This window comes from Methanococcoides seepicolus, assembly GCF_023684405.1.
In the GTDB taxonomy this organism is placed as follows: domain Archaea; phylum Halobacteriota; class Methanosarcinia; order Methanosarcinales; family Methanosarcinaceae; genus Methanococcoides; species Methanococcoides seepicolus.
Genome location: NZ_JAGSOI010000005.1, coordinates 31,416 through 49,957 on the forward strand (window position 1 = coordinate 31,416; position 18,542 = coordinate 49,957).

The 18,542-nt window shown below is 43.3% G+C and carries 24 protein-coding genes, 1 other RNA gene and 1 pseudogene; 5 read left to right on the forward strand and 21 right to left on the reverse strand.

Annotated features, from left to right (window positions below; genetic code table 11):
- Positions 1-6 precede the first annotated feature (6 nt).
- From KDK67_RS02200 to rpl3p, 11 genes are read right to left on the reverse strand one after another with little or no spacing between them, the layout of a single operon-like run.
- Complete coding sequence (locus KDK67_RS02200) at positions 7-405, reverse strand: 50S ribosomal protein L14 (RefSeq protein WP_172368496.1); 399 nt, start codon at positions 403-405, stop codon at positions 7-9.
- A complete protein-coding gene (locus KDK67_RS02205) occupies positions 402-731 on the reverse strand; it encodes a 30S ribosomal protein S17 (RefSeq protein ID WP_250867207.1) in 330 nt (109 codons plus the stop codon). Before KDK67_RS02205 ends, KDK67_RS02200 begins: the two co-directional genes overlap by 4 nt.
- Positions 732-736: 5 nt before the next feature.
- Positions 737-1,042, reverse strand: coding sequence for a ribonuclease P protein component 1 (gene rnp1 / locus KDK67_RS02210; protein WP_250867208.1), 306 nt, complete (start codon positions 1,040-1,042; stop codon positions 737-739).
- 1 nt (position 1,043) lies between these two features.
- Positions 1,044-1,247 (reverse strand): 50S ribosomal protein L29, encoded by a 204-nt coding sequence (gene rpmC, locus KDK67_RS02215; RefSeq protein ID WP_250867209.1) that lies wholly within the window; start codon positions 1,245-1,247, stop codon positions 1,044-1,046.
- A gap of 2 nt (positions 1,248-1,249) precedes the next feature.
- On the reverse strand, positions 1,250-2,164 hold the full coding sequence (locus KDK67_RS02220) for a 30S ribosomal protein S3 (RefSeq protein WP_250867210.1): 915 nt from the start codon (positions 2,162-2,164) through the stop codon (positions 1,250-1,252).
- Positions 2,164-2,619 carry a 50S ribosomal protein L22 gene (locus KDK67_RS02225; protein WP_250867211.1) on the reverse strand — a complete coding sequence of 152 codons (456 nt, stop codon included), beginning with the start codon at positions 2,617-2,619 and terminating at the stop codon, positions 2,164-2,166. The genes KDK67_RS02220 and KDK67_RS02225 overlap by 1 nt, the downstream gene beginning before the upstream one ends.
- A gap of 10 nt (positions 2,620-2,629) precedes the next feature.
- The gene (locus KDK67_RS02230; RefSeq protein WP_250867212.1) at positions 2,630-3,046 is read right to left on the reverse strand and encodes a 30S ribosomal protein S19; all 417 of its coding nucleotides are present in this window, start codon (positions 3,044-3,046) and stop codon (positions 2,630-2,632) included.
- Between the two features lie 12 nt (positions 3,047-3,058).
- A complete protein-coding gene (locus KDK67_RS02235; protein ID WP_250867213.1) occupies positions 3,059-3,772 on the reverse strand; it encodes a 50S ribosomal protein L2 in 714 nt (237 codons plus the stop codon).
- 11 nt (positions 3,773-3,783) lie between these two features.
- Complete coding sequence (locus tag KDK67_RS02240) at positions 3,784-4,032, reverse strand: 50S ribosomal protein L23 (RefSeq protein WP_250867214.1); 249 nt, start codon at positions 4,030-4,032, stop codon at positions 3,784-3,786.
- The gene (rpl4p, locus tag KDK67_RS02245; protein WP_250867215.1) at positions 4,029-4,790 is read right to left on the reverse strand and encodes a 50S ribosomal protein L4; all 762 of its coding nucleotides are present in this window, start codon (positions 4,788-4,790) and stop codon (positions 4,029-4,031) included. The genes KDK67_RS02240 and rpl4p overlap by 4 nt, the downstream gene beginning before the upstream one ends.
- A 5-nt stretch (positions 4,791-4,795) precedes the next feature.
- On the reverse strand, positions 4,796-5,809 hold the full coding sequence (gene rpl3p, locus KDK67_RS02250) for a 50S ribosomal protein L3 (RefSeq protein ID WP_250867216.1): 1,014 nt from the start codon (positions 5,807-5,809) through the stop codon (positions 4,796-4,798).
- Positions 5,810-6,453: 644 nt separating this feature from the next.
- Here rpl3p and KDK67_RS02255 point away from each other — a divergent pair.
- The gene (locus KDK67_RS02255) at positions 6,454-7,497 is read left to right on the forward strand and encodes a methyltransferase domain-containing protein (RefSeq protein WP_250867217.1); all 1,044 of its coding nucleotides are present in this window, start codon (positions 6,454-6,456) and stop codon (positions 7,495-7,497) included.
- 24 nt (positions 7,498-7,521) lie between these two features.
- On the opposite strand, the gene KDK67_RS02260 is transcribed toward KDK67_RS02255, so the two are convergent.
- The 4 genes from KDK67_RS02260 to KDK67_RS02275 all read right to left on the reverse strand — a co-directional run bounded on the left by KDK67_RS02260 (position 7,522) and on the right by KDK67_RS02275 (position 9,676).
- Positions 7,522-7,890 carry a response regulator transcription factor gene (locus KDK67_RS02260; protein ID WP_250867218.1) on the reverse strand — a complete coding sequence of 123 codons (369 nt, stop codon included), beginning with the start codon at positions 7,888-7,890 and terminating at the stop codon, positions 7,522-7,524.
- Between the two features lie 107 nt (positions 7,891-7,997).
- A complete protein-coding gene (locus KDK67_RS02265) occupies positions 7,998-8,525 on the reverse strand; it encodes an Hsp20/alpha crystallin family protein (protein ID WP_250867219.1) in 528 nt (175 codons plus the stop codon).
- A 93-nt stretch (positions 8,526-8,618) separates the two neighbouring features.
- The gene (locus KDK67_RS02270; RefSeq protein WP_250867220.1) at positions 8,619-8,870 is read right to left on the reverse strand and encodes a hypothetical protein; all 252 of its coding nucleotides are present in this window, start codon (positions 8,868-8,870) and stop codon (positions 8,619-8,621) included.
- A gap of 209 nt (positions 8,871-9,079) precedes the next feature.
- Positions 9,080-9,676, reverse strand: coding sequence for a PEF-CTERM sorting domain-containing protein (locus tag KDK67_RS02275; RefSeq protein ID WP_250867221.1), 597 nt, complete (start codon positions 9,674-9,676; stop codon positions 9,080-9,082).
- 165 nt (positions 9,677-9,841) lie between these two features.
- Between KDK67_RS02275 and rnpB the strand changes: the two genes are divergently transcribed.
- Positions 9,842-10,195, forward strand: an RNA gene (rnpB, locus tag KDK67_RS02280) — RNase P RNA component.
- A gap of 60 nt (positions 10,196-10,255) precedes the next feature.
- On the opposite strand, the gene KDK67_RS02285 is transcribed toward rnpB, so the two are convergent.
- From KDK67_RS02285 to KDK67_RS02310, 6 genes and pseudogenes are all read right to left on the reverse strand, one after another.
- Complete coding sequence (locus KDK67_RS02285) at positions 10,256-10,873, reverse strand: DUF116 domain-containing protein (RefSeq protein WP_250867222.1); 618 nt, start codon at positions 10,871-10,873, stop codon at positions 10,256-10,258.
- On the reverse strand, positions 10,866-11,501 hold the full coding sequence (locus KDK67_RS02290; protein WP_250867223.1) for a DUF116 domain-containing protein: 636 nt from the start codon (positions 11,499-11,501) through the stop codon (positions 10,866-10,868). Before KDK67_RS02290 ends, KDK67_RS02285 begins: the two co-directional genes overlap by 8 nt.
- Positions 11,502-11,601: 100 nt before the next feature.
- Positions 11,602-12,852 (reverse strand): (Fe-S)-binding protein, encoded by a 1,251-nt coding sequence (locus KDK67_RS02295; protein WP_250867258.1) that lies wholly within the window; start codon positions 12,850-12,852, stop codon positions 11,602-11,604.
- A complete protein-coding gene (locus tag KDK67_RS02300; RefSeq protein ID WP_276575035.1) occupies positions 12,852-13,658 on the reverse strand; it encodes an NUDIX hydrolase in 807 nt (268 codons plus the stop codon). The genes KDK67_RS02295 and KDK67_RS02300 overlap by 1 nt, the downstream gene beginning before the upstream one ends.
- A gap of 350 nt (positions 13,659-14,008) precedes the next feature.
- Positions 14,009-14,667: pseudogene (locus KDK67_RS02305) on the reverse strand (NAD(P)/FAD-dependent oxidoreductase).
- Positions 14,668-14,711: 44 nt separating this feature from the next.
- Positions 14,712-15,086: a ferritin-like domain-containing protein gene (locus tag KDK67_RS02310; RefSeq protein ID WP_250867224.1), complete on the reverse strand. Its 375-nt coding sequence runs from the start codon at positions 15,084-15,086 to the stop codon at positions 14,712-14,714.
- Positions 15,087-15,307: 221 nt separating this feature from the next.
- On the opposite strand from KDK67_RS02310, the gene KDK67_RS02315 reads away from it, so the two are divergent.
- From KDK67_RS02315 to KDK67_RS02325, 3 genes are all read left to right on the forward strand, one after another.
- The gene (locus KDK67_RS02315) at positions 15,308-16,003 is read left to right on the forward strand and encodes an RNA methyltransferase (RefSeq protein WP_250867225.1); all 696 of its coding nucleotides are present in this window, start codon (positions 15,308-15,310) and stop codon (positions 16,001-16,003) included.
- A gap of 117 nt (positions 16,004-16,120) precedes the next feature.
- Positions 16,121-18,211: a minichromosome maintenance protein MCM gene (locus KDK67_RS02320; RefSeq protein WP_250867226.1), complete on the forward strand. Its 2,091-nt coding sequence runs from the start codon at positions 16,121-16,123 to the stop codon at positions 18,209-18,211.
- A 12-nt stretch (positions 18,212-18,223) separates the two neighbouring features.
- Complete coding sequence (locus KDK67_RS02325) at positions 18,224-18,514, forward strand: DUF424 domain-containing protein (RefSeq protein WP_250867227.1); 291 nt, start codon at positions 18,224-18,226, stop codon at positions 18,512-18,514.
- Positions 18,515-18,542: the final 28 nt, after the last annotated feature.

Genomic DNA, 18,542 nt, shown 5'->3' on the forward strand with positions numbered 1-18,542 from the left:
AACACCTCACACAATCATAGATGCAGTTGTACCGATCTTAGGGAACCTTTCTGCTGCTTCTCTTGCAACAGGACCTTTGATATCAGTTCCTTTTGGAATGCCTTTGTCATCCACGATAACTACAGCATTGTCCTCGAATGCGACCCTGAGCCCATCTGGACGACGGAATTCCTTCTTCTGGCGTACAATGACTGCGTAAAGGATCTGCTTACGCATTTCCGGAGTACCCTTCTTTACAGATACAACACACATGTCACCGATGCCTCCTTTAGGCATCCTGTTCTTTACACCTCTGTACTTCTTGACAGAGATAATCTCTACAGTACGTGCTCCAGTATTATCAACACATTCTATCTTAGCGCCAGCATTCAGTGCACGTGGGATCTTTGAACGAATACCCCTCATGCCTTCACCTCCGCCTTGACAACTACGTATGATTTTGTTTTACTGAGAGGTCGGCATTCCACGATGGTCACAATATCTCCAACCTTTGCATCAATGCAAGGTGGATTGTGAGCGTGGATCTTTGATTGCCTCTTCTCATATCTCTGGAATTTATTTATAAGCTTTTCACGCCTCTGTTGAATTACCACTGTACGATCCATCTTGTCGCTTACAACAGTACCGACGAGGATCTGCCCCCTTACGGAGAGTTCGCCATGGAATGGACAATAAATATCATCACATTCCTTTGTTGGCTCTGGTATATCCAATCCAATGTCTTTTGCCATGATTATTACCTCATGCGAATTTTCCTAATGTTCTTGACTCTATTCTCGGGTTGTGAGAGCAATAATGTCCCGTATATTTTAACACGTTGATCGTGATCGGCAGATGATGATGGAAGATTGAACACAAACGTTGTCCCGTTCTTTGGAACCATTTTTTCGTGCATATCTTCCGTTTCGATAACAAGCATATTGCGCGTCTCGTTTATTACTCTGCCACAAATATTGATTAATTTGGGATTTGTTGACTCAAATACTTCCGCATAAAGCCCGATAAGCTCGTGAAAGATCAAATTAGAAGGCGATGCTTCCAATTCAGATCTCCTTTAATTCGTGCTGAATCGTCTTTATCTTTGCGACTGTCCTTCTAAGCTCTCCGACCCTGCCAGGATTATCAGGAGCGCCACCTGCAGATGCAAGTGCACGTTCACGGATAAGTTCACCGCGGATCTTTACAAGCTCATCCTCACGTTCGTGAGGGGTCATGTCCCTTATTTCTTTTGTACGAAGAATTGCCATGATCAGCCCTCCCTGTGCATACGTCCGGTTGGATGCCAGTAATCGTGGCCACCATGTTTGTGTTGCCACACACCGTTGACTTCACGGCGCTCTTCTCCTTCCTCGGTAACAGATTCGCCGGTAATTACATCAGCTTCTACTTCGGATACTGCCACTTCTTCAACTGTCTCTTCAACGGTCTCAGCTTCAGCCTTTGCTGCTTCTTCGACTACTGCTCCCTCAGCTTCTGCGACTTCACCTTTAGCTTCTACCTCAACGAGTTCCTCGATACCTGCGCTCTTCTCTTCTTCAACAGGAGTAGAAACCAATGAACCAAGTTCTTCGGCGTTCTTCAACCTGTATGAGTCTGGAAGAACTGCATCTGGGTGAATGATACGTACTTTACAACCAAGGGTACCGAGTTTCTTGACAGCGACAGCAAAACCATCATCGACTATATCATCGACAGGCTTTCCTGCATGTTTGATGTAACCATTGACCATCTTCTCTACCCTTGACCTTGAACCAGTCAATTTACCAGAGATGACAATCTCGCAGCCAAGTGCACCAGCATTCATGACAGCACGCATGGTGTTGTGTCCAGCCTTTCTGAAGTACCATCCACGTTCGATGGAGGATGCAAGTCTTGATGCCATCATCTGTGCATTGAGTTCCGGCCTCTTGACTTCCTGTGCATCGATCTGAGGATTGTCCAGATCGTATAATCGGTCTACATCACGAGTGAGCTTCCTGATTACCTTTCCAGCCTTTCCAATAACCATACCTGGTTTTTCAGCATATACTGTGATCTGGGTTCCCATAGGAGTACGGTTGATATCCATACCACCATAGCCAGCCCTGCTGAGTTGTTTTGCAAAATATTCATCCATGGATGCTTTTACATATCCATCCTGAACAAACTTTTTCTCTACAGCCATTAGAGCACCTCGCTTATGATCATCTCAAGATTTACAGTTTCTGTGTTCTCTGGACTTGCCCTTCCGCGAGCCCTTGGTCTCATACCATGGATCACACGGCCACGGTTCATTGCTGTATGTGCAATGAACATATGTTCCGGGTTTAAGCCTTTATATTCTGCATTACTTTCTGCATTTTTGAGCAACTTAAGCATCTCAGATGCCACCTTTACAGGATAGCGGCCTGCTGCCATTGGTCCCTTTCTGTGACCTAAGCTGTCATTGTGCCTTCCGAAAGGTACTGCCTGCTTCAAGATAACAACATCTTCAAGATATTGTCTTGCTGCTTTTGTGCGCATACCCTTGATAGCCTTGCAGAGTTCACGGGATTTCTTAGGTGAAATGTGAAGCTCTGAACCCATTGCTTTCGCACTGGTCTCAGCATCAAGCTCTGTAGTATATTTGATCCTTGCCATTCATATCACCTTATTTCAATGGTACGAACTTACTGGAACGTGTTGCACCGACACCAGCGCTTCCGTGGGAAACCCTGTTACGAGTAGGTGAATATTCACCGAACCTGTGCCCGATCATTTCAGGCATGATCTCCTCGATCTTCACGAACTCTTTGCCGTTATAGACCTCGAGAGCCTTGCCGATCATTTCAGGGAAGATAATCATGTTCCTGTAATGAGTACGCACACTTTCCTTTCCGTCTCTGAACTGTTGTAGAATTCCCATCTGTGAATCAGAAAAACCCCGGCGTATAGACCGGCGTTCCTGTGCAGGCAAGAGTTCTGCAAAATCCTCAAAGCTCATTTCCTGGAGCTGTGCTACCGTTTTACCACGGAAGGTATATTCTCCTTTTCGCTTTGGTAACCTTGAAGTTGATTTTTTTGCCATGTTAATACCTCTTTACTTTTTTCCGGTCCTGCGTGCTGCGATATGACCAACCTTTCTACCTGGTGGTGCATTCCTGCTGACTGTGGTCGGCTTACCTGGATGCTTTCTGTTACCTCCACCGAATGGGTGATCGACAACGTTCATAGCAACACCTGATACACGAGGGTACTTAGCTGCCCTTGCTTTCATCTTGTGGTATTTCTTTCCTGCTTTAAGGAATGGTTTGTCAATCCTACCGCCACCAGCAACAATACCGATCGTTGCTCTGCATTTTGGATGGAACCACTTCAACACACCGGATGGCATCCTGACAATTACTTTGCTTAGCTCACGGGATACAAGTGTTGCATAAACACCTGAGGAGCGTGCAAATTGCCCACCATCGTTTGGTTTGGATTCAATGTTACAGATAGGGATACCTTCAGGGATCTCTGCAAGAGGAAGCGTGTTACCTGGCTTGACCTCTGCGGAAACACCGCAGGAAAGATTTTCGCCAACAGAAATTCCCTCAGGAACAACTATAAACTGCTTCTTTCCGTTCTCAAAAGCGACCATTGCAATCGGAGCTGACCTTGCAGGGTCATGTTCGATACCGATAACTGTACCATTTAGAGTGCTTTCCTCATCCACACGTGGGTGTTTAAGTTCAGCTTTATACTTATGGGATGGAGCCCTGTATGTTGGACTTCCACGACCTCTGTTCTGGGATATAATTCGTTTAGTCATGGACTTTCACCTCACACCAATCCGATCCTTGTTGCGATCTCATGTGCAGCATCCGGCTCATTGAATGTCACCAGTGCCTTTTTCAAGCCTTTCATTGTGGTCATGGTACAGATAGACTTCACAGTAAAGCCATACATCTTAACCACATCGTTTTCCACCTGAGTCTTGTTAGCACGTGTGTCAACAACGAACTGAAGCTTATTTTCGTCCATGAGCATCATTGCTTTTTCAGTGATGAATGGATATCTGATAGCATTCATAAGAACATACCCTCCATGTTAGTTATTGCAGATTGGGTCCAGACTGTAAGTCTGCCTGCATGGGTACCTGGTGCAAGAAGCTCTGCGTTAAGAGCAGTTACTGTTGCAACATCAACACCTGGAAGGTTGTTTGCTGCCTTGCTGAGTGGACTTTCTTCGCCTGTGACGATCAAAACGCTCTTTCGGTTCTTGTACTTACGTCCCCTGCGTTTACCTTTACCTGCCCTTATGTGTTTACCCTCTTTAGCGCGGATAATATCATCATAAAGACCTGTTGCTTGAAGGAAACTGATGACCTCTTTGATCTTTACAAGACCTTCGATAGCATCATCTGCAACGAAAGGAACCTCTGCAGTGAACTTGTGACCACGGGCCTTTACAAGGTCAGCATCGATAGTTGCTGCAATTGCAGATCTGACTGCAAGACGCTTTTCCTTCTTGTTGATCTTCTCTGTACGGTCGGTCTCTGTCTTTGGTGGATGTGCACGCCTACCTCCCACTGCTTGTGGAATTCTTGCGACACGACTACCATTTGAGATCCTCGGAACCTGTGCAACGCCTCTTCCTGATCCCCAGGAATGTGCTGACGTCTGCATACCTGCATAGAGCTTGGTACCGTATGGCTGGAGTCTGTTTGCCTGAGCAGAGAGGACCGCCTTCTTGATAAGGTCAGGTCTGAAAATCTCACTGAAAACTTCCGGCAATGCAATCTCGCCTTTGGAATTTCCTGATAAATCTATAATATTTGCTGTTGTCATTCACATCACCCCTGCAGTGTTTGAGTGCTAACGTGCATGATCTGAGGCTCGCCAATGCTGGATACCTTTGACCTTGTTGGCTCCCTGAGTCTGATCAACCTTTTGGATGGACCTGGAACACTTCCTTTGATAAGGATGTAGTTTCCACGAACAAGACCGTAGTTAACAAAACCACCAGCTGGATTGACCTCATCAACATCAGAGGACATCTTCAAGATCCTCTTGTTGTAGTCGGTTCTCTGGTGATAGCCCATCTGACCTGCCTGTGGAACTCTCCAGCTCACGTGTGCAGGAGTCCATGGACCGAGTGTACCTACCTGTCTCAAACTTCCCTGACGGGAGTGTTTGTTCTTCATTAGGTTGATGCCCCATCTCTTTACAGGACCCTGTGTACCATGTCCAGTAGTGATCGCTGCGACATCGACGATCTTGCCGCTGTCAAATACATCAGAGATCTCTACCATTGTACCCAGAACTGTTTTAGCATACTCGAACTTTGCTTTTACATCAGCGCCACTTACACCAGTTTCCATCACATCAGGGACCTTTTTAGGTACACCGGTAAGAGTAGATGGTAAAGTGTATGTGATGAGTCTGATATCCTTTGCACGTCCGCTTTCAACAAGAGCCTCGAGCTTCTCAAGTGATGCATTCACGTCAGGGTTCTTTGCGGTCTTGAGCCTGCGGCCAAGATCCTTGTCAAGAACGTCCGTCCATGCTTCTGCAATAGCGATTTCACCATTGGTGTCTTTGCCATATGCACGAATTGCTGCAACACGGATTGCTGGGGTCTCGATGACAGTCACAGGAACGGATATTTCAGTACCCTCTGTAAGACTGTGCTTAACGTCGTCGATCATGATCACATGGGTCATACCTACCTTGTAACCTGCAAAGCCCTGAAGCTTTGGTTCAGCGTCTGACTCTGGCCATGATCTAAACCTTGGTATGTGACTTTGTGATCGCTTGCGTGGACTGTATGCAAGTGAACCTCGCCTTGGTCTGTGTCCTTTTGCCATTTATATTCTCCTCCTATTTCAATTATTTTTGAAACAATGTTTCATTTATTCATGATGTAGGACAAGACAATTAGAAAAGTATAATCTTACGTGATGTACTGATACCCCTGCCCAGCTCAAATAGAACCACTGGCAGATCGATCACATACAGTCACGCAGGAAGCAAGATAACTAACATACTGGACTGACCTGATAGATTGCCGGTCCGTCCGTCCTCAATCATCTCTAGAAGATTTAGCCAGTTAGCATTCCTCAATGCACATTTGTACACAAAGAAGGGCATTCCGAGAAGAGGCCCATGAACACTTACTGTCAAACCCGACTTTTCACACTTGCTTATTCCTACGTTATGATCTTCAATGATGTAATAATAGCAATGCCAAATTACACAATCAATCCTAACTTAGAACGTCTAAATGTAATATTCCGTATATAAAGGTGTTGCACATATTCCCCCAAAAAACAGTATATTAAACACAACTCAACAGGGAATTTCACAAAAAAGTGCAATTTGCCATACAGTACATCAACACTAGCACCAATATCCACTATAGAACAAAGACATCTAAATAAAGATATCGGATTATTCCAGGATAGCATGAGATTACTTTAAATTGATTGAGCTATTTTCCAGACTGATAATTGTGTCACGAAAAAAAATATTTGATAAAAGGATGAAAGCTGACAATGATGGTATCCGTTTTGCCACGCCGGAAGTAGTTGCAAAGTACAGGGCAAAACGGCTCAAATGCAAGACCATCGCAGACATCAGTTGTGGAATAGGTGGACAGACGATATTCTTTGCAAAGGAATGTGAAAAGGTCTATGCAATAGAGATAGATCCCAAAAAGATAGAATATGCAGAGAGGAATTGCGAACGTTATGGCCTCGATAATGTAGAATTCATTTGCGGGGATGCACTTTCAGAAGACGTCATCGACCAGATACCAAAACTGGACGTACTTTTTTCTGATCCTGCAAGACCACCATCAGAAGATGAAAGAAGACTCTCGAGCCTTCAACCAGGAATACCCAAAGTATTGGAAGCATATTCCAAAATTACAAACAATTTCGCATTCGAAGCACCACCCCAGCTGACACCTGAAAGAATTCAGTTCGATTGTGAAAAAGAATACCTATCATTGGACGGGCAGCTGAACCGCCTGAACCTGTACTTTGGAGACATAAAGACATGCGACAGATCTGCAGTTGCACTCCCGGCAGAAGCAAGGATAGACTCGGAACACAAAAGATCCGAACTTTCAATAACGAACAAGATACAAGCATATGCATGTGAGCCGGAACCATCCGTCATTAAAGCAGAACTACTTCCTGAATTGGCAAATGCTCTAATCGAAAATAACACAACTGATGTTCAGTTGTTCGAAATCGACCAGAAGAGAAGTCTTTTTACATCAGAAGAGCCCTTAGATCACCCACTTGCCAAGAATAGTTATGAAATAAAGTATGTAACTGAGATGGATGCAAAAATTATCAACAGCCTCTTGAAAAAAGATAGTGTAGGGACCGTTATTTTAAGGGCTGGGATAAAGCCAGAGAAATATTGGGATATTCGAAAAGAAGTTGAGAATGGACTGACCGGAAACAGAACAGTACACCTTTTTGCCAAAGGTGGGAAAGCGATCATCTGCAAACCAAGAATATCAAGCAACGATCGCAGCCAATAACAACGAAGTAAAAAAGAAAAAGGATCAACTCATTCCAAAAATTGCTTTGACACGCCCGATAAGGTCTTCGGTATCAAATGGTTTATTGACATAGTCAGTCGCATTCAGAACATTCAGACCAAGCATCCGGTCAAAATTCTGTGATCTAGCAGAGATAATACAGATGGGAACGTCAAGATCATCCGCTCGGATCTTGTGGAACGTTTCCCAACCATCCATATCGGGCATCATAATATCCAGCAGTATCGCATCCGGTTTCACAGATCCGAGCATTTTCAAACACTCCGCGCCCCCACCTGCCCCGAAGACCTCAAAACCTTCCGGTTCAAGAATAGACCTTACAAGAAAGATAGTATCTTTCTCATCATCGACGACCAGTATTTTCTCATTCAAAGTGTCAGAACTCCTTCCATAGATCCAGGTAAGACAATTTATAGTTAACACTGAGTTAAGAAAATACATAAATGTGATGTATATTTAGACAGTCTGTAATTGACATATCATTCAATATCGATCTTATATGCATCATCCAGAAGACGGCGTTTAAAGATAACCTCAAGTACACCATTATTGAAAGTCGCTTTTGCAGACTCTGGATATACAGACATCAACAAGTCAAACGTCCTAATATATGACCAATCGCCACGAGATGCAGAAATGTGCAAGGTCATTTCTTCTGCACTCAGTTTGATATCCTCTTTTTCCACACAAGGAAGCTCTGCCATGAAATGGACGTTATCATCAGTTTCAATAATGTCCACCAGAGGTTCCGACCTAGATAGCCCCATACAGGAACCTTCAGCAAGATCATCCTGATCTGCATTTGGGACAGAGCCTAACTCACGCACAACTGGATCTTCCCCAGGGCGATGTGTTATAGAAAAACCATAGATCTTTGGCTTTCCCGAAAACTCCTCCAGATCGGCCTCGATAGCATCCAGGATATTTTCTATCATGTCAGTAACATCTTCAAATGACTCATTTTCAAAGAATTCATCGAAAAAGCGACGTCTTTTCTTTTCATCCATATTGGCCATCTCCATATTATTATAAATGATACCACAGGTTCCAATCAAATAATATACATGCATTTCAGATCACAAATTGCGTAACTAAAGCAATTATAAGTGATCAGTATCCAATACGTTCTTTAGATGAGGAGCAGATGATTCAGAGTTGGAAGACTGATCATTGGACAGATCCCCGGACCCCACCAAACCCAAAGATTCAGCGACTGCATCATCCGGCAACTCAGCATAGATCCGATCAACAATACAACTCATTTTTGATGACAGGACCATCAATTCCAAATGAAGTTGTTTTGTCTTTTCCACCATTTCCTTATAATGATTGAGAACGGTCTTATCAGCCATATTTCCACCACTGAATATTACATGGATCAACCTGTACCACACAGGAAGAAACAAAAATAAAAAATATTCAGACAAAACTTAACAATGGGAGATATGTGATTGCTAACATTTATACTTTTGCAGCTTGACAAAAAAGACAATTAGCAGACATAAAAACCAAAAAGAAAGATAGAGGAACATCTGTAAAGATGCTCGTTCATTCCCCCAACTTATTCTTTACGTCGCATGAAAATTAAGGACAGTCCAAGAATTGCTGCGATTGGAAGTGCAATTGTTGGGAATTCGGGAATTTGCTGAATTTGCTGGGTTTCACACTCACCATCTGCAACTTTGACACTTAGACCTTCATCAAGACCAATAAGATGCACAGCAGCATTAAAGTTTTGAGGAGTGTTCGGTACAACCACCACAGGACCATCGAATGTTATTGTAATAGGACCAAGGGTCTTTTCACTGGTAACAAAACCAACAGTCGTATTAAAATCACCAAATTCAGAAGAAAAGCTGTCAACACCACTCAGTTGTTGAGTTGCACCAGTAATACCCGTTATATTAGCTTCAGTGAGCCCTACAGTGTTCAAGCCAAATGTTTTGATGGTAGTATCACCTGAAAGGTATGTAGGTGATAGATATATAACATCTACAGTTACGTTATTACCGTCAATGATCACACCGACATCCACATCCCCGCATGAAAGCGTGTCCTTTGGATTTGTCACATTATATATTTCACTTGCACTTGCCACACTGACCATCGATATCAGGATGACAAGAAGCCCAGTAATTAATAGAGATTTTTTGATCATTTCTACCACCCACATCATTTGTGCTTCTTTAATATATAATAAGTAATTTCTTAATAATAGTAGATAAACATATCGTAAATAATAAAACAGTTATAATAATTTTTATAATGAGGAGTTATTGTGGATATCGCTAACTATATATACAACCCATCCCGTGATGAAAACGAGAGAGGAAGGACGATCGCCGGGTCTTTGACCTGAGGAAAGTCTCCCCATCATCCAGATACACGAACACCTGTGAAGGGTGTCGGGTGAGAACCCGGGCTCTGGCACAGAAACGATACCACACCATACCAATGCTATGATACTGAAAGGTTGAGGTCGTATGGAACGTGGATGGAACGGCGAAACCTCGTGGATGCAAGTTGGAGTAGGGATCAAGCAGGTTTCTGGACTGCCCCGAATTTATTAACGCGTAGCCGAATATCGTCAATGCAAGTGTCCGCAAGGACCATTCCCGAGTCAGCCCTGCTGGCGGGAAACTTTGCATCAACAGAAGGGAGCTTACTCTCCTCACTCACAACCAACTTATTTTTGATCATGGAACAAAAGAACACCGATGATTCGATTGAAATTGGATCATGCAAACATTTCCAGAGTATCAGTGACCAGCTGATCATCTACCATTGTGTTGTAACATCCGTCATTGAGCATAGGAATACCATACGTCACAACACTGGTCCCTGCAAGGGATCTCATACCCTTGTTGATCTCATAATCACATGCAATTACCAGAACTCCGTCTGCATAATGATCAGTTAAGATGTTTTTAACAAAAGAAGAACCCGTTACAATATAGAGATCATAGCCATATTCATTTGCATCTTCTTTCAGTTTATCCATAACACACTTACCACAGGACTTGCACTGTATCCCATATTTCGTTGCGTATGCAGGACAATCAAGTGAACGCATGCAATGTGGGACGAACATCAGCCGCTTTTTCGTCTTTGAAAAATCTGACATGTGTGCGGAATTTTTCAAAGAGACCATCCACTTGTCAAGTTTTCGCGGGTCAGAAAACTTACAAAAGAAATATTTAAGCGGAAGGAAGAAGAAATCCAATACATTCGCAAAAAGGCCGGATAACCAGACATTTCGAGTAAGGCTTACACGACTAGCATAAAGAGATAATGCTGAAACAAACACAGACAACACTAAAAGAACCAATAACAATTTGCCTATAAAATTATACATTGCAGAGCTCCATTTTTTCGATCACTTCGAGAACATCCACTTTTGTATTGAAGCAACCATCTTTCAAAAGGCAAACACCCTGAACAGGCATGAACGATATTTCTTCCATGGATTCAGAAAGCTCATTGTAACAGGCTACCCCTATACAGGAACCAGGCTTGTGTGCTTTCATAATCTTCTTTACAAAACTGCCGCCAGGAATCACATAAACCCTGAACCCACGTTCATCGGCAGCTTCACAGATACTGCCAATGTCACATAGACCACACTTTTTACACTCATAGCCAAGTATCGGATCACATCTGGCCCTACAATTAGCATGACGCATACACTGAGGTAAAAATATGGCCCTTGTGCCTGTTGCCCTGACAAATTCATCAAGCATTACAGCATTTCTAATCTCAATGAGGATCTCATCTACAAGAGTATCCCTTATCGAGAAGACGCCACACATCCATTTGGCAGGGGAGTAGAACAGATAAAGCATGAAAAGAACAAAATTAGGAAAAATGACCTTTTTATTCTTAAAACTGTAAAATCCAACAAGCAATGCCACAACAATCCCCAGTAGAGCAAAGAGAAGCATATATACGAATAGCTTACCCAGAAGTTCATAGGGAATTTCCATGAGCCAGAGAGAGTAGGTAGCAATATTTAAAAGTAACTGTGAAAGAGAACTGAGTAAAAATAAAAAAGAACATAAAAAAAATTAACGAAAGGTAGAGATATCAGCTCTCCACACAATCATCAAGTGAAATTCCAAGTGCTTCAGCCGTCAGAACAATAACATCCTCAACAACAAGCTCATCTGCACCAAGGGAGTCCCTTCCATCAGAAAGGTTCCTCTTACAGAACGGGCATGCACTTGAAAGGATATCCGGATTCTTTGCAAGGGCATCCTGAACACGAGTTTCAGCAACACCGAGAGCAAGATCAGGAACTCCAGCCTTTACACCACCGCCAGCTCCACAGCAGCGCTGGTTCTCCTTGATACGGTCCATCTCTTTAAGGTTCAGACCGGGAATCGCGTTAAGCACGAACCTTGGTGGCTCATATACACCAACGTGACGTCCAAGGTGACATGGGTCGTGGTATGTTACTGTAAGGTTATCAAATGGCTTTGTCCATTCAAGCTTACCTTCCTTGATAAGATCCTCAAGGAACTCTGTGATATGGATGATCTCGAATGGCATTTCTTCACCAAGTAACCTTGGCCAGTCTACAAGAGAAGTACGGTAGCAACCAGCACATGCATACAAAACTTTCTTTGCACCCTTTGCAACGATACCGTCAACATTCTTCCTTGCAGCTTTACGTGCAATATCCTCGATCTCGTACTGACCGGTCCTGACAAGTGCGGAACAGCAACATACCTCATCCTCACCAAGCATTGTGAACTCGATTCCAAGATAGTTAAGGACACGTGCTGTAGCAAATGCCAGCTTTGTCTGCCTCAGTTCTGCAGTACAACCACCAAAGTAAAGGATTTCTGCTTTGTCAGCGATCTTTACATCATCAGGGATCCAGTTAAGCCTGTCCTTGTTGTCAGCCATGTACGGATTACTGTACTCGCCGATGAGCTTTACGAACATTCCCTGCTTACCGTATGGACCATTACCACGTTTGACAAGGTTTGCACGCATAGATTCCCACAACTCGATAGTGTTGATACCTACCTCACAAACTGTAGCACACATTCCACAGGTAGTGCACTTGTAAACATCATCCTTGAACTGCGCGATATCTTCCTCAGGAATTGCTTTTGGACCAAACAGTCTGGCACGCAGACCATAGGACTTGTTCATGAACTGACCCCACCTGAGGATCTTGTCCCTTGGTGCGAGTCCGGGATCTTTGTTAGAAGCATCGTAGGTTGGACACCAGTTGACACACTCGCCACAGCGTACACATGCGTCAATCTCCATGAGCTGGACAGCTGTAAGGTTATTAGTGTTAATTGAAGGTTCGCCTTTCATGATTATTCGCCTCCCTTGTTAGCCATAAGGGTAAGTGGACCTGCGATCATATGCATGTACTTACTGAATGGAATATATGCGATACAGAATAGTAATGAGATCACAACGTGGAACAGTGATGCAGGTGGTGCAAGGTCAGAATGCATCCCCAGACCCCAGAGGGTACCGTTCCTGATACCATCAGCAACAAACCCTGTAACTACAATGATAGTAAGTCCGACAAGAAGGACTGAATCGAAAGCAATGGTACTCTCACGAGCCTTTGCAACAAAGAGTCTCCTGAAGATAGCAATAATGATACCGATCAAAAGAATATAACTAAATACGTCATTAGGAACACTGAGCATTTCCCTGAAATCTGCAGGATCGAGAATGTGAATACCCACCATGTGAATAATTTCCACAGCGAACATCGCAACTGACATAATACATAGTGCGATCCAGCCTCCAAAGATAGCAAGGTGCATTACCCATCTACCAGGACTGCGTCTTAGAGCACGCCTCTGAAGAAGAGCATCAAAGATCAATGTTGAAAAGATATTCTGACCATGACCGTGCCCTTTTGCACTCATCTGATAAGCCAGGGTTTTAGGGAAGGTAAAGATGCTTCCATTGGAAGGTTTAAGACCATATCCTTCAGCGCCTAAGCCCCATTTTTTAAGATTTATGTACATACCGATCATGAAGATCGCTATAGCAATCGTGGCCATGATCATGACCGCTGCGAATGTGATCCTCATAGATTCGGTAAGCATTCCGAAACTGTTTGTGACATCCGCAGAAAGTCCACTATAATATTCCATACTCATAAATTATCCTCCTGATATTGCCAAGATGTGACACTATTATATCTTTCTAAAAATTATCGTGATATTAAATATGATTTGTGTATTGGTAGAACCAATTATATTTAAACATTTTCATAAACAGAACTTACAGCAAAAGTAAGAAAACGCATCAAAGCAATCACTTTAGTAAATATTTTGGAACAAGGTCCAATTTAAAATTGAATGTAGAAATAATGCCACATTCAGATCACATCCATAAATAATTTCAGAGAAAGTGGCCAGACCCAGGATGTAGGAAAACCTGAGATAGCATTCATCGAAAATTTATTCGAGCCATATTAAATTCGCCATTAATATGTAAGAAAAACATATCATAAAAGACCGATCTCACTCTTAAAAGCCTCTAGCCCAATGTCATCGATAAGTCTGCCCAGACGATATTTCTTAGCAGAGCTCATATAGAATTCAATGATCCGGTCAACCATTTCAAGAACTTCAGACTCATCCAGCCCTTCAGCGACCACATCACCAATACGTGGCCTTATTCCTGCATTGCCCCCTGCCAGCAAAGTAAATCCCCTCGGAGTACCCATTACGCCTATATCCCTCACCGCAGGTTCAGAACAGGAATTCATACAACCGCTCACCGCCATCTTGAACTTGGAAGGCAATTGCATACCATGATAGAGTTCATCAAGGACCAGTCCTAAAGACAGAGCATCCTGTTGTGCACGTTTACAATTATCGATCCCAGGACACACCTTTAACTTCGCACACACTTTCCGATCGATGCTGCAGGCTCCATACAAAGTTCAGACCATGCAGCATCAAGATCACTTTCCATTAATCCGATAATAGCTACACGCTGTGCAGAAGTGAATTTAAGGGTAGCATTATATTTTTTTGCAACATCCACAACACGCTGCAATCCATCAACGCTAATAATACCTGCCGGAGTCTGTGGGACAATGGCATAGATATCCCTATCCCGCTGCAGAATAGCTTTTTTATCAAGTATGTCCGATGCCATCATCCCAATTCCGATATATGCACGTTATGTCACAAGTATGGAATTCATTTAATTTTCTTGAGAAGCCCTGCAAGACCTGATTTATGCCTCGCCTCATCAAGTGATGCCTTTGCAAAGAACAATGCGGCAGCTTCGTTACCTTCTTCATGAGCGATCTTTGCAGCCTCTGCCTTCTCACCCTCTGCCATTGTCTCACCTTCGAGCATCATTTCAATGTTCTCGACAGTTGTGTCCTTTACAAGACCCAGGAGCTCAGCAACCTCTGCTGCATGCCATGCTTCATCCATTGCGATCTGGCGGAAGTAAAGAGCAGCTTCAAAATGACCTTCGCGCTCTGCCTGCCTGGACATTGCAAAGTACCATCCAACTTCAGTGGTCTCACCTTTAAAAGTAGCTTTCAGAATATCTTGTAAACTCATTTAATGTACCTCCTAAATCAAATTTGCAATTATAAGATGATCAGAATCAGTAATAATGTTTATGGAATACGGAACAGAACTGCAATTAAATGACAGTTTGTGCATAGAAATACCTTCCATAGGAATTTCATTCTTATTAAAAAATAGCCTTTACTGATATTGGATAACATTGGTACGTAGTTGCGCAAAATATACATGTATTGGAGATATTCAGAGAATGGATGACATTAGATCTGAAAATAATCCTTGTAGAACCTTTATATCAGGGAAATGTAGGATCGGTTGCAAGAGCCATGAAGAACTTCGGGTTCCATGACCTGACGCTCGTAAATCCCTGCAAACTAAAAATGGAAGCAAGAGCACTTGCATCCCATGCATACGATGTCCTTGATGGAGCAAAGATAGTTGATACCATCGAAGAGGCCCTTGAAGGCAGTGATATAGTCATTGCAACCACCGGCATCACAGGACTGAAAATCGATGAACATATCCGTATGCCACCATACACCCCAAGGGAACTAAAGGAAAAGTTCTGCGGAACAAATGGAACTGTTGCAGTCCTTTTTGGAAGGGAAGACAACGGTTTCACTAACGAGGAACTTAAACTCAGCGATGTGATAGTAAGCATACCGACATCCGAAACCTATCCGATAATGAACCTTTCACATGCTGTCACCATCATACTTTATGAAATGAGCCAGATAACAGCAGGTGAGAACAGTCTTGCAGAGGGATTCGACCTGAGATTGTTATATGAGCATATCGACGAGGTCCTTGATGACATCGAGTACCCTGCACACAAAAAAGAAAAGACTAACCTGATGTTTAAAAGAATATTCGGAAGGGCGCAGCTCATGCCAAGGGAAGTGCAGACATTAAGAGGATTTCTTGGAAAGGTCCAGAACCATATCAAATGAACAGGACCATGCAAGATAGCATTCTAAAAGTATTGACTCGAAATATTGATATGTACATAGTGTATTCTGGTATCTCCGATACCTGAGGTATCATTTCAATATAATAATGTGGATTACATGAGTGAAATAAAATGGGATGAAAAGTTCAGGGATTTTCTTAAGCGCTATTACTGGGATGAAATACTCCTGCTGGCAAATGAGTACCCTGATATCAGAAGTATCGTTGTTGATTTTCCCGACCTCGAGCAATTCGATGCAGACCTTGCATACGAGCTACTTGAACACCCGGACGATGTACTACCCTATGCTGAACAGGCATTAAGGGAGATAGACATACCTATCGAGAAGGACCTCGATGATGTTCATGTCCAGTTCATAAACGTCCCGAATAGCGTAGCTATCAGAGACCTTCGAAGCAAACATCTTCTAAAGTTCATATCCATCGAAGGCATGATACGCAAAGCTACCGAGGTCAGGCCAAAGATAACAAATGCGGCATTCATGTGCATGAGATGTGAGAACACCAGTTTTGAGCCACAGGGTGGCCCTAAGTTCGTAGAACCTACAGATTGTGAAAATGAATCCTGTGGCAAGAAAGGGCCATTCAAGCTTATTATAGACCAATCAACATTCTTAGATGCACAAAAACTCCAGGTACAGGAGTCACCTGAGAGCTTGAAAGGTGGTAGTCAGCCACAAAGTATCGATATCGATGCAGAGGACGACCTGGCAGGTCTTGTTAAACCTGGTGACCGTCTTGTCATCAATGGCGTACTTCGTTCACATCAGAGAACGTTAAGAGAAGGAAAATCGACATTTTACGACCTTGTTCTCCATGCCAATTCTATCGAATACGTAGACCAGGAATTTGATGAGCTCGACATAACACCGGAAGATGAAGAACGTATCGTTGAGATGGGCAAAGACCCTGAGATATATAAGATGATCAGAGGCTCCATCGCACCTTCCATCTACGGATATGAAGACATAAAGGAAGCACTCAGCATGCAGCTGTTCTCAGCAGTACCTAAGATGCTACCTGACGGTTCAAGGGTCAGAGGCGATATACACATATTGCTTGTTGGTGACCCTGGTATCGCAAAAAGTCAGTTGCTCAGATACATGGTGAAGATATCACCCCGTGGTGTTTTTGCTTCAGGTAAAAGTGCATCGTCCAGTGGTCTTACCGCTGCAGCTGTCAAGGATGACCTCGGAGATGGACGCTGGACACTGGAAGCCGGTGCGCTTGTCATGGCAGATATGGGTCTTGCCGCAATTGACGAGATGGACAAGATGAGCAAGGAAGATAAAAGTGCCCTGCACGAAGCCATGGAACAGCAGACCATCAGTGTAGCTAAAGCAGGCATACTTGCCACATTGAAATCAAGATGTGCATTACTTGGTGCAGCCAATCCGAAATATGGAAGGTTCGATAAATACGAAGGCCTTGCAGAACAGATCAATATGCCTCCGGCCCTTATCTCAAGATTCGACCTTATTTTTATACTTCTTGATGTACCTGACCGAACCAAAGACAGCAATATCGCACACCACATACTGAAATCCCAGTATGCAGGTGAGCTCAACGAACAAAGGCAGAGGGTCCCACACTCAACAGTTACAAAGGAAGAAGTGGATTCTCATATGACGGTCATCATGCCCATCATTGAAAACGACTTGCTGAGAAAATACGTTGCGTACGCAAGGAGAAGGATCTTCCCTATAATGGAAGATGATGCCCGAGACCATATCATTAATTACTATCTTGACCTGCGCAAACAGGGAGAAGGCAAAGATTCACCGGTACCAGTCACTGCAAGACAACTGGAAGCCCTTGTAAGACTTGCTGAAGCAAGCGCACGTATACGTTTAAGCGATGTAGTAACTATTGATGATGCGAAAAGGACCACACGAATATCCATGGCATGTATGCGCCAGGTCGGAGTAGATCCCGACACCGGAGCTTTCGACGTGGACGTAATTGCATCAGGAACCAGCAAGAGTCAGCGTGACAAGATACATCATATCAAAGACATAATCAAACGTGTCGGCGACAGGCACGCAGGTGGAAAAGCACCCCTTGAAGAGGTATATGCAGAAGCTGAGACCGAAGAAATAAGTAGGGAAAGAGCTGAAGAGCTTATATCTAAGATGAAAAAGCAGGGAGACCTGTTAGCTCCCGATAGCAAGCACATAAAATTAGTATAATAAGGCGAAGATATGTACCTGAAAATACACAGATCCACAAATCAGATCCTCGTTGCTGTTTGCGACAAAGAACTGGTCGGAAAGAAGCTGACCAAAGGTGAAATTGTGATCGATATCTCGGAAGGTTTCTACAAAGGAGAGATAGCATCCGAAGAGACCATCATACAAGCGATAAGGAACGCTCCGAGTGCAAACATATTTGGAACACGTTCAGTTCAATGCGCCATTGATTCTGGTGCCGTTGATCCGGAATGCGTCATATACATAGACGGCATACCACATGCCCAGATATACAGATTATGAATTTTATATTTAATGTTACATTTATCAA